Source organism: Clostridium sp. AF32-12BH (genome assembly GCF_003477935.1).
In the GTDB taxonomy this organism is placed as follows: Bacteria; Bacillota; Clostridia; order Lachnospirales; family Lachnospiraceae; genus Brotaphodocola.
Window position 1 is genome coordinate 76,835 of sequence record NZ_QUEH01000002.1, and the last position, 13,741, is coordinate 90,575.

The 13,741-nt window shown below is 50.7% G+C and carries 10 protein-coding genes; 9 read left to right on the plus strand and 1 reads right to left on the minus strand.

Features of this window, described 5'->3' with window-relative positions:
- Window positions 1–226 precede the first annotated feature (226 nt).
- The 7 genes from DWZ40_RS01860 to hflX all read left to right on the plus strand — a co-directional run bounded on the left by DWZ40_RS01860 (window position 227) and on the right by hflX (window position 7,171).
- The gene (locus tag DWZ40_RS01860) at window positions 227–1,528 is read left to right on the plus strand and encodes a D-alanyl-D-alanine carboxypeptidase family protein (RefSeq protein ID WP_118540452.1); all 1,302 of its coding nucleotides are present in this window, start codon (window positions 227–229) and stop codon (window positions 1,526–1,528) included.
- Between the two features lie 114 nt (window positions 1,529–1,642).
- Entirely contained in the window at window positions 1,643–2,563 is a 921-nt protein-coding gene (locus DWZ40_RS01865; protein ID WP_347560022.1) for a metallophosphoesterase, read from the plus strand.
- Window positions 2,564–2,707: 144 nt separating this feature from the next.
- Window positions 2,708–3,508 (plus strand): segregation/condensation protein A, encoded by an 801-nt coding sequence (locus tag DWZ40_RS01870; protein WP_118540454.1) that lies wholly within the window; start codon window positions 2,708–2,710, stop codon window positions 3,506–3,508.
- 7 nt (window positions 3,509–3,515) lie between these two features.
- Window positions 3,516–4,592 (plus strand): SMC-Scp complex subunit ScpB, encoded by a 1,077-nt coding sequence (gene scpB, locus DWZ40_RS01875; protein WP_347560023.1) that lies wholly within the window; start codon window positions 3,516–3,518, stop codon window positions 4,590–4,592.
- Complete coding sequence (locus DWZ40_RS01880) at window positions 4,573–5,007, plus strand: dUTP diphosphatase (protein ID WP_118540455.1); 435 nt, start codon at window positions 4,573–4,575, stop codon at window positions 5,005–5,007. The genes scpB and DWZ40_RS01880 overlap by 20 nt, the downstream gene beginning before the upstream one ends.
- Before the next feature lie 37 nt (window positions 5,008–5,044).
- The gene (locus DWZ40_RS01885) at window positions 5,045–5,839 is read left to right on the plus strand and encodes a tetratricopeptide repeat protein (protein WP_182431589.1); all 795 of its coding nucleotides are present in this window, start codon (window positions 5,045–5,047) and stop codon (window positions 5,837–5,839) included.
- Between the two features lie 78 nt (window positions 5,840–5,917).
- Window positions 5,918–7,171, plus strand: coding sequence for a GTPase HflX (gene hflX / locus DWZ40_RS01890; RefSeq protein WP_118540457.1), 1,254 nt, complete (start codon window positions 5,918–5,920; stop codon window positions 7,169–7,171).
- Window positions 7,172–7,304: 133 nt separating this feature from the next.
- On the opposite strand, the gene DWZ40_RS01895 is transcribed toward hflX, so the two are convergent.
- The gene (locus DWZ40_RS01895) at window positions 7,305–8,579 is read right to left on the minus strand and encodes a peptidoglycan-binding protein (protein WP_118540458.1); all 1,275 of its coding nucleotides are present in this window, start codon (window positions 8,577–8,579) and stop codon (window positions 7,305–7,307) included.
- Between the two features lie 286 nt (window positions 8,580–8,865).
- On the opposite strand from DWZ40_RS01895, the gene DWZ40_RS01900 reads away from it, so the two are divergent.
- Window positions 8,866–9,957 carry a carbamoyl phosphate synthase small subunit gene (locus tag DWZ40_RS01900; protein ID WP_118540459.1) on the plus strand — a complete coding sequence of 364 codons (1,092 nt, stop codon included), beginning with the start codon at window positions 8,866–8,868 and terminating at the stop codon, window positions 9,955–9,957.
- On the plus strand, window positions 9,957–13,562 hold the full coding sequence (carB, locus tag DWZ40_RS01905; protein WP_182431590.1) for a carbamoyl-phosphate synthase large subunit: 3,606 nt from the start codon (window positions 9,957–9,959) through the stop codon (window positions 13,560–13,562). Before DWZ40_RS01900 ends, carB begins: the two co-directional genes overlap by 1 nt.
- Window positions 13,563–13,741: the final 179 nt, after the last annotated feature.

Genomic DNA, 13,741 nt, shown 5'->3' on the forward strand with positions numbered 1-13,741 from the left:
AAACAGAGCGGTTGCAGCGGCCAGCCTTTTACATATGCTGCGTTTGGGATGAGGGAAAAACTGCATAAAAGTTCTCCAGAGCGGAACCTGTTACTTCTATATTTACGGTGCTGTTTAAAAAATAGAACGGGAAGATTAAGAAAGTTGTTATGTTTGCGGGAAAGGTTCTATGCTATACTATTGGTATTGTGTATACAGACTATTGTGATGAATAAGGAGACTTTCGATGAAGCATAAACATAAAGTACAGATACTCAGCCTTGGTCTTGCGCTGGCTCTTTCCCAGGCGGCGAATGCATTTGCGGCAGGAACCGTTACCGTAGGTCTGGCACCGGGAGAAACCGCACAGACAAGTGTGGCAGAAACAAATGCGGCACAGAGCAGTGCGACAGAAACCAGTGCAGCGCAGAAAACCTCAGAAAGCAGTGCGGCGCAAAGCGCATCAGAAACTGCAGCATCACAGAATGGAACCTCACAGGCGGTTTCCCAGACACCAGGTACAAGTCATACGGTAACAGCGGGAAACGGCGTGACCTCAGACCGCCCGGCGGTGCTTCCGGCTGCAGGGCAGACACCGGTCGCTGTGCTTGACGCTATCTTAAATCTTGGACCTGGAACGGCAGCTTCCAATTCTGGGACAGCGGTATCCGGGAATACTTCTTCCAAAACAGTGAGTGCAGGAAATGAAAATCCCGGCACAGCAACGAATAATCAGGATTCGGCAACACAATCAACTGCATCCGCAGCCGACATCAAGCAGCCGGAGGTGGCAGCTGAGGGCGCGGTTCTCTTAAATGCAGCAACGGGAGAAGTTCTCTACGGAAAAAATCAGGATCAGCAGTTTTATCCGGCAAGCATTACCAAGGTCATGACGGCGCTTGTGGTGCTGGAACATTGCAATCTGAATGATACGGTGACATTTTCTGAGACAGCAACCACAAATCTGGAATCCGGGGCAGTAGCGCTTGGCGTTTCTGCAGGCGATCAGCTGACGGTGGAACAGTCTTTGTATGGACTTTTATTAAAATCTGCAAATGAGATCGGCAATGGACTGGCAGAACATGTATCCGGAAGCGTCAGCGCTTTTGCAGACCTTATGAACGCGAAGGCAAAGGAACTTGGATGCAAGAATACTCATTTTGCAAATCCACACGGATTAAATAACGAAAACCACAAGACAACACCATACGATATGGCTTTGATCCTGAGGGCAGCTGTTGCAAATGACACGTTCCGCAAGATCGATACCACAACTTCTTATGAATTCCCGGCAATTAAAAATGCAGCAGCCCACACCATTACCATGGGTCACAAAATGATGTATAAGACCGATTCCCGCTATTATGAAGGCATCATTGGCGGCAAGACCGGATATACTTCAAAAGCAGGAAATACGCTTGTGACAGCGGTGGAACGCGACGGAGTACGCCTGATCGCAGTTGTCATGAAAGCCAAGGGGACGCATTATACTGATACGAAGGCTATGCTGGACTATGGATTCCAACTGCATGCAGCCGGGAAAATCTAAGCCGCCCGATATACTATGCAAACTGTGCAGCATGCTTGGGTGGTCAGAAAAATAAACGATACTGCCCAGGGCAGTGTCAGTAATAAATAATGATTAGAAAGGGTAGGATAGAAATTGAATACCGAAATGAAAATCCTTTCCGCTGTCATGGCGGGAGGTGCTGCTGTGGCAGCGGCTGGTCTGATTCGCTCTGGCTATGAGCGCAGGCATTTTGTGACAGAAGAAATCACGATCGGCTCAGAAAAGATCCGCAACCCGAGAACCCTGGTGTTCTTAACGGACTTACACGATAAAGAATTTGGAGATGGAAATGAACAGCTGCTCACGTCGATTCAGAGCATTCGGCCGGATGTGGTCCTGATCGGTGGTGATGTCATGGTCGCAAAGCCTGGAAAGGCAAATCTGGAAGTGACCAGGCGCTTCTTAGACGGTCTGTGTGAGGTGCAGACCCTCACGACCGGGGAAAATTCCGACAAACCGTTCCGTATTTACTATGGGAACGGAAACCATGAGCAGCGTCTTGGGCGGGAGACAGATACGTACGGGAACCTTTACCGTCAGCTGCGGGTTCTCTTAAAAGAACGTAATATTGCATATTTATCAGACCGGTCTGTAAATTTAAATGAGGAGATCCGGATCAGCGGTCTGAATCTGGATCAGGCCTGCTACCGGGACTTTGTTCCGGCCCGTATGAGGGAAGATTACCTGTCCCGACACCTGGGACCGGCAGATCCGACCTGTTTCCAGATTTTACTGGCGCATTCACCCTTATATTTTGAACAGTATGCGAACTGGGGAGCAGACTTAACCTTATCCGGGCATTTCCACGGCGGAACCATCCGTCTGCCGTTTGTGGGCGGTGTTATGACTCCGCAGTATCAGTTCTTCCATCCGTATTGCGCTGGAACATTTGAAAAAGATGGTAAATACATGATTGTCGGAAGGGGACTTGGCACGCATTCCATCAATATCCGGTTCTGTAACCGGCCGCAGCTTCTTGTCATTCGCCTGCAGCCGAAGAAAACGGAAGAATAGTTTTTTTTACCTCTGTTTTTGTATAGTTATGTTGCTGGACACGCTTGCGTAAACAGTAACATATTTACAGAACAGAGGTTTTTTGTTATACTGTAACATACGTGTTCGTCTGCCCTGGCGGCAGACCAGAAGGAAAAAGAAACTATGACCATTTCTTATAAACTGGAGAAATTTGAAGGCCCGCTGGACCTTCTTTTACATCTGATCGAAAAAAATAAAATCGATATTTACGATATTCCCATTGTGGAGATTACCAAACAGTATCTGGACTATGTAAACCAGATGGAAAAAGAAGATTTAAACATTGTCAGCGATTTTTTGGTGATGGCGGCTACCCTGCTGGATATCAAGTCCCGTATGCTGCTTCCTGCTCCGGAGGTGGATGAGGACGGAGAGGAAACGGACCCGAGAGCGGAACTGGTTGCCAGACTTTTGGAATATAAAAAATATAAGCTTCTGGCGCAGGAACTGGCTGACATGGAAGACCAGGCCGGCGATATTCTTTTTAAGAAACCGACTGTGCCAAGGGAAGTGGCAAAGTATGAACCGCCGGTTGATCTTGACCAGATGTTAGATGGTCTGACGCTGGCAAAGCTGCAGCGGATTTTCGATTCCGTTATGCGCCGACAGAAAGAAAAACTGGATCCGATCCGAAGCAAATTCGGCACGATCAAACGGGAGCCGATCAGTCTGGAAAACAAGATCATGGATGTCATGCATTATGCAAGACAACACCGGAAATTTAGTTTTCGTCAGATGCTGGAGCGTCAGAGAGACAAACTGGAGGTCGTGGTCTCTTTCCTGGCAATTCTGGAACTGATGAAAATCGGCAAGATTCATCTGACACAGGAGCATACGTTTGACGACATGTGGATCGAAACGCTGGAAGAAGAAGGGGAAGAGGGCGAGCTGGAGTTAGAAGATTTGAGCGGCCTGGAAGGATAGATAACATATGGGTAGTTTTTTTGATGAAGAAGATGAGAAAGTAGATCTGGCTGCGATAGAAGCCAGGCACGCACAAATGGAAGCAGAAGAAGAACTGGAACGGTTGGAAAAGCAGGAAAGGCAGCCTGAGCAGTTAAAACAGTCTGAACAGTCTGGACAGATTGAAACAGCAGGTGGAAAGGTGCTTGGGAACGGAACTGCCGGAAAGTCCACAGGAGGAAATATGGCTGCAACCGGACATTCTGCAGCCACCAGGAAAGCTGGTTCGGACAAGCAGATGCCAGGAGAAAATGCACAGTATCATGCCGAGGACTGGGAGGCAATCATCGAGGCAGTTTTATTCACGATGGGCAATTCCGTGGAGCTGCGCCAGCTGGCGATTGCAATCGATCAGAGCGAGGACATTGCAAAGCGTGTCGTGCTGCATCTGCAGAAGCGTTACGAAGAAGAAAAACGTGGCATGCGCATTCTGGAGCTGGAAAACGCATACCAGATGTGCACCTGCCAGGACTATTATGAAAACCTGATCCGGGTTGCCGTGGCACCGAAGAAACATGTGCTGACGGATGTCATTTTAGAGACGCTTTCCATCATTGCATACCGTCAGCCGGTGACGAAAATGGAAATTGGCAAGATCCGCGGTGTAAACTCCGATCATGCGGTAAACCGTCTGGTGGAATATGGTCTTGTATATGAAGCTGGCCGTCTGGATGCACCTGGCCGTCCGGCACTGTTTGCCACCACAGAGGAATTTTTGCGGCGCTTTGGCGTCAGTTCCATGATAGACCTTCCTACCATGAATCCGGAGCAGGAAGAAGAAATCATCCAGGAGGTCGAAGAGGAACTGCAGATGAAGCTTGGAGAGCAGGGCGAAGAAGCAGCACAAACACCGGAACAGGAAGTGGAAGCGGTGCTGACGGAACTCATGGAAGAGCGCGACGACTTGCAAACAGAAGATTTGGAGCAATGTCAGAACTCCGACAGGCAGGATTCTGACAATCAGGATTTGGAAGATCAGCAAGAGTGGGAAGATTTAGAAGAACAGCAGAAAGAGGAATCAGAAGATGCAGAAAATCAGAATTAAATATTTTCAGGAAGATATGGAAAAATTAACCTATATTGACGGCAAGTCTGACTGGATCGACCTTCGGGCCGCAGAAGATATAGAGATGAAAGCGGGCGAATTTAAACTGATTCCGCTCGGCATTGCCATGGAACTGCCGAAAGGGTATGAGGCCCACGTGGTTCCGAGAAGCAGCACCTATAAAAACTTTGGAATCATCCAGGCCAACCATATGGGTGTGATCGACGAAAGCTATTGTGGTGACAACGACCAGTGGTTTTTCCCGGCTTACGCACTGCGTGATACAAAAATCAGCAAGGGCGACCGTATCTGTCAGTTCCGTATCATGGAGCATCAGCCGGCGATCGAATTTGAGGAAACCGATTCTCTGGATCACGAAGACCGCGGCGGGATCGGAAGCACCGGAAGAAGGTAATGTGCATATGGGCAGGGAAGAGTATACAGGAAACAACATGCATAGACGAACGGGGCGTCAAGCCGGGGGTCGGGCAGCAAACCAGACAGCGGGCCGGACAACAAACCAGTCAGCATATTCCCCGGTCCGGGCCCGTCAGATTGCCCGCCGCCGCAGGCAGCAGAGAAAACGGCGCCGCCAGATGATGGCAGCTTTGGCTGTAGTGGTCCTGCTTGCCGGAGGAGGAGCATTTGGCTTTCGGCAGGCATCGCTCCAGAAGCACCGTCAGGAATATGCGGAGCAGGGCATTGCTGCATTAGACAGCCAGAATTACGAGCAGGCGGTCACAGACTTTAATGCAGCCATCGACCTGAATCACGGAAAGATTGGCAGCTTTGAGAGCCAGATGCTTCTTTACCGGGCTGAGGCCGAGTACCGGAGTGAGGATTACCAGGCAGCGCTTGCCACCTACGAGACGTTGTACGGGAAAGACGAGCAGAATGAGACGTACCGGACGGGACTTGCTCTCTGTCTGCTGGAAACCGGCGATTATGACCGGGCACTGACGCTGGGCGTCATTCCTGGTCAGATCTATAACCGCATGGCAAAGGACCAGATCAATGCCGGAAATTATGATGAGGCACTTGCCACGATTGAAACCGGTCTTTCGGAAGCCGGGGCCGATGATGAGGGCAGAAAAGAACTTACCTTCAACCAGGCTGTAGCCTGGGAGTATAAGGGCGATTACAAAAAGGCGCTGGAAATTCTGGAGGATTACGACCAGAAATATACAGCAGAAGGAAATGCAGCAAGGGAACTGGCATTTCTGAGAACCCGCCAGGGCAACAACTAAAATTCCAGAAGCCCGCCAGGACAATCATGAGAATTTTGGGAAAATCCGATATGGCAACAATTAGGAGTAATAACATTTATGGCAGAATTATTTGATATGAAAGAAATCGAGGAGCGCGTCATTCTTATTGCAGTCAGCACCGACGATGAGGACGATACCCGCGCTTCCCTGGACGAGCTGGAGGAGCTTGTGAAGACCGCGGGAGGTGTCACCGTGGATAAGATGATCCAGAACCGCGAGCGCATCCATCCGGGCACCTACCTTGGAAAAGGAAAAATTGACGAAGTGCGGGAGCGGATCTGGGAACTTAAGGCTACCGGTGTAGTCTGCGACGATGAACTTTCCCCGGCGCAGCTTCGGAACTTAGAGGATGCACTGGACACCAAGGTTATGGACCGTACTATGGTCATTCTGGATATTTTCGCATCCCGTGCGACGACCAGTGAGGGAAAGATCCAGGTAGAGCTGGCCCAGTTAAAATACCGTGCAGCACGTCTGGTCGGCTTGCGAAGTTCTTTGTCCCGTCTTGGCGGTGGCATCGGAACCAGAGGACCTGGTGAGAAAAAGCTGGAGATGGACCGCCGTCTCATTCATGAGCGCATCGGCCAGTTAAAATCAGAATTAGAAGAAGTAAAACGCCACCGCGACGTTATCCGCAAGCAGCGTGAAAAGGCTCACACACCGGTAGCAGCGATCGTCGGATATACCAATGCCGGAAAATCCACGCTTTTGAACCGGCTGACGGATGCAGGCATTCTGGCAGAGGATAAGCTGTTTGCAACGCTGGATCCAACCACCCGCAATCTGGAGCTGGAAAGCGGGCAGCAGATCATGCTGACCGATACGGTCGGTTTTATCCGCAAGCTGCCGCATCATCTGATCGAGGCGTTTAAAAGTACGCTGGAGGAAGCAAAATACAGCGACATCATCCTGCATGTGGTAGACTGCTCTAATCCAAACATGGATATGCAGATGCATGTGGTTTACGAGACTTTGCGGGAACTGAAGGTCGAGGATAAGATCATCGTTACCGTATTTAACAAGATCGACCAGAAGGAAGACGGGGAGTTTCCGCGGGATCTGCAGTCGGACTATCAGGTACAGATCTCTGCAAAGACCGGAGCTGGTTTGGACGAACTGTTAAGTACCTTAGAACAGATCCTGCGCAGCCAGAAGGTATATCTGGAACGTGTATTTTCCTACCAGGAAGCCGGAAAGATCCAGACCATCCGCAAGTACGGGGAACTGCTGAGTGAAGAGTACCAGGCAGATGGCATTGCAGTGAAGGCATATGTGCCGGCAGAGCTGTTTGGAAGTCTGATCACAGGATAGATGTTTTTCGAAACGACGATGTTTTATTGTCTGGGCGAAAGTGAAAAAACAACAGCGAAAGTCAGGGGACCATCAGGCATCCCTGGCTTTCGCTGTTTTGCATTATGGGTCCGGAAAATTCGGACGCCATGCTTTATGCCCCATACAACTCCCCAATCCCGGAAACTCCCACATAAATATGTGAAATTTTGTACCAGGTAGCAAAGTCGGTAACGCCGGTTTCATCAAGCCCGAAGATGGACTGGAACTCCCGCACGGAAGCAGCGGTGGAAGGTCCGTAGATGCCGTCTGCAGCTACACGTGGGATGGCAGTATAGACAGTGGCAATGGCATCTAACTGCTCCTGCAGCTGCATCACTTTCTGACCAGAGGAACCAATACCCAGATCATACCCGGGCCAGGAGGCTGGAATACCGGATATTTCTTCTGCGGTATTGATGTAGATACTGTCACCGTAGTAATGCCGCAGGATCTCAATCGGACTGTACCCGCGTTCCCCAAGGGAGCAGGAACCCCACTGCGTCATCCATCCGCGGTTTAAGCACTGCACCTGTCTTCCATCGCAGTACTGCGTCAGGATTGGCTGGCGCACGCCGGGACGGGAGAGGTAATTGTCAAAGATTTCATCTACGATGACGGAGATACTTTCAAAGATATTTCTTCCCGGGATCCATTTGTGGTCAAAGGCGGTGGATGAGGTAATCGTAAAGTCATACCCGCGGTTGCGGTAGTGTTCCGTGTAGACCCGGTTTAAAGTGAAACTCATAATGGCAAGAACATTCGCGGTGATGGAGGACTGCGGCCAGGTAGCGTAGATTTCGCTGGAGGCAACGTTTTTGATGTAGTCCCGGTATGGAACGTAATAGTCCTGTGCGCTGCTGGTTGGTGGTCCGTCGTGAACGACGATCGTCTGCGGCACGACTACCCGGCTTAACACGATTTCGCCGCTTTCCCCCACCGGCTGGATCTCTGTTTCTGCAATCTTGGGAGGGTAGTTCCCGTAGAGGGTATGTTCTGGAATGAGGATGGGATTTTCTTCCGGCTCCGGGTCCGATTCCGGTTCCATACGGATCGGCTGAATGGCCGTTGCGTCGGGCAAAACTTCGGTGCCTTCCACGGTTACCGGTTTAAAACCAGGCGCTTCTACGGTGATGTTGTAGTCTGCGTAGGGCTGGCCTTCGCCAGGACGGAGACTGAATTCTAGCGGCGGCGCTGCGAGCGAGACTTCTTCTGTCTGGCCAGATGCATCGGTGGTTAATTCTTCCAATGGGGCGGCGGGTTCGCCGGAATAGGCAATGCGGATTCTGGCATTGCGGATGGGAAAGTTATTCTGGACATTGACCACGTTGACCTGTAAGAGACCGCTGGAGGTCAGCTCGGTGGAAGCGATATGGATGTTTTTGGACATAAAAGATTCCTCGGATCTTTGGATGGATCATCATAGCAGAATATGAGAGAGAGGCGGCTTGCGTGCCTGTCAAAACAGTGAAGAGAACGTATGATTTATAAGAGGTGTATGGGAAAATGATAGAGTCTAATCAAAAGTAATGATGTATAAAAATAAATCAGCTTGCATAACGATAGTATATCATGTATAATTCTATCAATTTGGGCTGATGTAAGTGTATACAAAGACCCAAAACCGCATCACACAATACAATAATACGGATGAAAGAAAGGATAGGTACTCCCACATGAAAGCATTTCTTATTCTGGAAGATGGCACCGTGTTCGAGGGAACCAGCATTGGCTCCACCCGCGAGGTCATCAGCGAAATCGTATTCAATACCTCAATGACCGGTTATCTGGAAGTTTTAACCGACCCGTCTTATGCAGGACAGGCGGTTGTTATGACTTACCCGTTAATTGGTAACTATGGTATTTGTTATGAGGATATGGAGTCTGACAGACCATGGCCGGACGGTTACATTGTCCGCGAGTTGTCCCGTATTCCGAGCAATTTCCGCAGTGAGGATACCATTCAGAACTTCCTGGAAAAGTACGACATCCCTGGTATCAGTGGCGTAGACACCCGTGCACTCACCAAGATCTTACGAGAGAAGGGTACCATGAACGGCATGATCACTACAAAGCAGTACGACGATCTGACCGATCCGATCGCACGCATGCACGCATACACCGTAACCGGAGTCGTAAAAAAGACCTCCTGCAAAGAAAAGTACATCCTTCCGGCATCCGATGCATTTGAGAAGCCGATCAAAAAAGTAGCGCTCCTGGATCTTGGAGCAAAAAGAAACATTGCCCGCTCTCTTGCAAAGCGTGGCTGTGAAGTTACCGTTTATCCCTGCGATACCACCGCAGAGGAAATCCTCGCAACCAATCCGGACGGCATCATGCTTTCCAACGGTCCTGGAGACCCGAAAGAAAATGTGGAGATCATCAAAGAAATCCGCAAGCTTTATGAGTCCGACGTGCCGATCTTCGCAATCTGTCTTGGTCACCAGCTTATGGCACTGGCAACCGGAGCAGATACCTTCAAATTAAAATACGGCCACCGCGGCGGAAACCATCCGGTCAAAGATGCAGAAACCGGCCGTGCCATTATCTCATCCCAGAACCATGGATATGCAGTTGATCCAAAGAGCCTGGATCCGAATGTAGCCGTTCCGGCATTTACCAATGTCAACGACGGAACCAACGAAGGCTTAAAATATGTAGGAAAAAATATTTTCACTGTACAGTATCATCCGGAAGCATGTCCGGGACCGCAGGACTCCGCGTACCTGTTCGATCGTTTTATCAACATGATGGGAGGAAATAACTAATGCCGAAGAATCCTGAGATTAAGAAAGTTCTTGTACTTGGATCTGGCCCGATCGTCATCGGCCAGGCAGCTGAATTTGACTATGCCGGAACCCAGGCCTGCCGTTCCTTAAAGGAAGAGGGCATCGAGGTTGTTCTGTTAAACTCCAACCCGGCAACCATTATGACCGATAAGGACATTGCAGACCGTGTATACATTGAGCCGCTGACGGTAGAAGTCGTTGAGCAGCTCATCAAGAAAGAAAAACCAGACAGCGTGCTGCCGACCCTGGGCGGCCAGGCAGGCTTAAACCTTGCCATGGAGCTGGAAGAGGCAGGCTTCTTGAAAGAGAACAACGTCCGCCTCATCGGTACCACGGCCCTGACCATCAAAAAGGCCGAAGACCGTGAGATGTTCAAAGAGACCATGGAGAAGATTGGCGAGCCGGTGGCTCCGTCTGACATCGTAGAGAACGTAGAGGACGGCCTTCGCATCGCAGACAAGATCGGTTACCCGATCGTGCTTCGTCCGGCATACACCCTGGGCGGAAGCGGCGGCGGTATTGCCGAGAACCCGGAACAGTGCCGTGAGATCCTGGAAAACGGCCTGCGTCTTTCCCGTGTGGGACAGGTCCTGGTAGAGCGCTGCATCGCCGGATGGAAAGAAATCGAGTACGAGGTAATGCGCGACAGCGCAGGCAACGTGATTACCGTATGTAACATGGAGAACCTTGACCCGGTCGGCGTTCATACCGGAGACAGTATCGTAGTAGCTCCGTCCCAGACCCTTGGCGATAAAGAGTACCAGATGCTTCGTACTTCCGCATTGAATATCATCAGCGAGCTTGGCATCACCGGTGGATGTAACGTTCAGTACGCCCTGCATCCGACCAGCTTTGAGTACTGTGTCATCGAGGTAAACCCGCGTGTAAGCCGTTCCTCTGCACTGGCTTCCAAGGCAACCGGTTACCCGATCGCAAAGGTGGCAGCAAAGATCGCTCTTGGTTACACCCTGGACGAGATCAAGAATGCAGTTACCAGGAAGACCTATGCAAGCTTCGAGCCGATGTTAGACTACTGTGTCGTAAAAATGCCGAGACTTCCGTTCGATAAATTCATCAGCGCAAAACGTACCCTGGGAACCCAGATGAAGGCAACCGGCGAGGTTATGAGTATCTGCACCAACTTCGAGGGCGCACTCATGAAAGCCATCCGCTCCCTGGAGCAGCACGTAGACTGCCTGCTCTCCTATGATTTCAGCGAGCTGGATCATGACGCACTTCTGGAACAGCTGCATGTGGTAGATGACCGCCGTATCTGGGTGATCGCAGAAGCGCTGCGCCGCGGCATTTCTTATGAAGAAATCCATGCCATCACCAAGATTGACCTCTGGTTCATCGACAAGCTGGCAATCCTGGTTGAGATGGAAGATCAATTAAAGAAGGGACCGCTGACTCCGGAATTATTAAAAGAAGCAAAGCGCATCGAGTTCCCGGACAATGTCATTTCCAGACTGACCGGTGTTTCCCAGGATGAGATCAAGGCAATGCGCCATGCAAACAACATCCGCGCCGCTTACAAGATGGTTGATACCTGTGCGGCAGAGTTCGCGGCCGAGACACCGTATTACTACTCCTGCTTTGACGGCATCAGCGAGGTGGAAGAGGAGCATAAGAAGAAAAAAGTTCTGGTTCTTGGTTCCGGTCCGATCCGTATCGGCCAGGGTATCGAGTTCGACTTCTGTTCCGTACACAGCACCTGGGCGTTTGAAAAAGAAGGATACGAAACCATTATCGTAAATAACAACCCGGAGACCGTAAGTACCGACTTCGATATCGCAGATAAGCTGTATTTCGAGCCGCTGACTCCGGAGGATGTAGAGAGCATTGTTGATATTGAGAAACCGGACGGAGCTGTCGTTCAGTTCGGTGGCCAAACTGCAATCAAGCTGACGGAGTCCCTGATGAAGATGGGCGTTCCGATCCTGGGAACCGCAGCTGAAGATGTCGATGCAGCCGAGGACCGTGAACTGTTCGATGAGATCCTGGAACAGTGCCAGATCCCGAGACCGGCCGGACACACCGTATTTACCGCAGAGGAAGCAAAGAAGGCAGCCAACGATTTAGGCTACCCGGTTCTGGTAAGACCGTCCTACGTACTTGGCGGACAGGGTATGCAGATCTGCATCAACGACAACGATATCGACGAGTTCATCGGTATCATCAACCAGATCGCACAGGATCACCCGATCCTGGTAGATAAATACATCGTCGGCAAGGAGATCGAGGTCGATGCTGTATGTGACGGCAAAGACATCCTGATCCCGGGTATCATGGAGCACATCGAGCGTACCGGCGTCCACTCCGGCGACAGTATCTCTGTTTACCCGGCACCGAGCATCACCCCGGAAATCGAGGCAAAATTAGTCGATTACACCGAGAAACTGGCTCGTGCCCTTCATGTCAGGGGCATGATCAACATCCAGTTCATCGTGTCAGACGGCGAGGTCTACATCATCGAGGTAAACCCGCGTTCCTCCAGAACCGTGCCGTACATCAGCAAGGTAACCGGAATCCCGATCGTACCGCTGGCAACGCAGGTGATCTGCGGACATACCTTAAAGGAGCTTGGATACGAGCCAGGTCTGCAGAAGAAGGCAGACTACATCGCCATCAAGATGCCGGTATTCTCCTTCGAGAAGATCCGCGGCGCAGATATCAGCCTTGGACCGGAGATGAAGTCCACCGGTGAGTGTCTGGGTATCGCAAATACCTTCAACGAGGCACTGTACAAGGCCTTTGAGGGCGCAGGACTGAAGCTGCCGAAACACAAAAACATGATCATCACCGTCCGCGATTCCGAGAAGGAAAACGTGGTTCCGATCGCAAAACGCTTCCAGAACGTCGGCTATAAGATCTTTGCCACCCGCGGCACCGCGAAGTTCTTAAATGAGAACGGCGTGAAGGCCCTGACCGTGCGCAAGCTTGAGCAGGAATCCCCGAACATCATGGACCTGATCCTGGGTCATGAGATTGATCTGGTCATCGACATTCCGCAGCAGGGCGCAGAGAGAAGCCGTGACGGCTTTGTCATCCGCCGTAACGCCATCGAGACCGGCGTGCATGTACTTACAAGCCTTGACACCGCAGCAGCCCTGGCAACCAGCCTTGAAAACCGCGCGAAAGCGCTGACGCTGATCGACATCGCGAAGGTGAAGCCGGTAACCTACAGTGGCATTGAGCGCGTAGAGAAATTTCTGCAGGATGCAGGCACCTACTACCTGGCAACCACAGAGGGTGACCAGCCGCGCGTACGCCCGTTCGGCACCGCGCACATCTACGAGGGCAGACTCTACATCCAGACCGGAAAGGTGAAGGATGTTTCAAAGCAGCTGCATGCAAACCCGAAGGCAGAGCTCACGGCATTCAAGGATGGTGAGTGGATCCGCGTAGCGGGCGAGCTGACAGAGGATGACAGCAGAGCAGCCCGGGAGTCTATGCTGAATGCATATCCAACCTTACGGAGCATGTACTCCGAGGATGACGGAAACACCGAGGTGTTTTATTTCAAACACGCAAAAGCAACCATTTCCGCATTTACACACGGACCGGAAGTGATTGAGTTCTAAATAGTATAAGGGAAGCCGGTCTGTAACACCAGACCGGCTTTTTGTGTGCAAAGAAATACAATCAAAACTTCAATATATCATATCTGAAATCTGCTGTTAAAAATTGGCGAAATCATACAACGTTGCCACGAAAATATGTTAGAAAAAGGCGTGTACGAGGCTGACTTGTTCTCTGATCT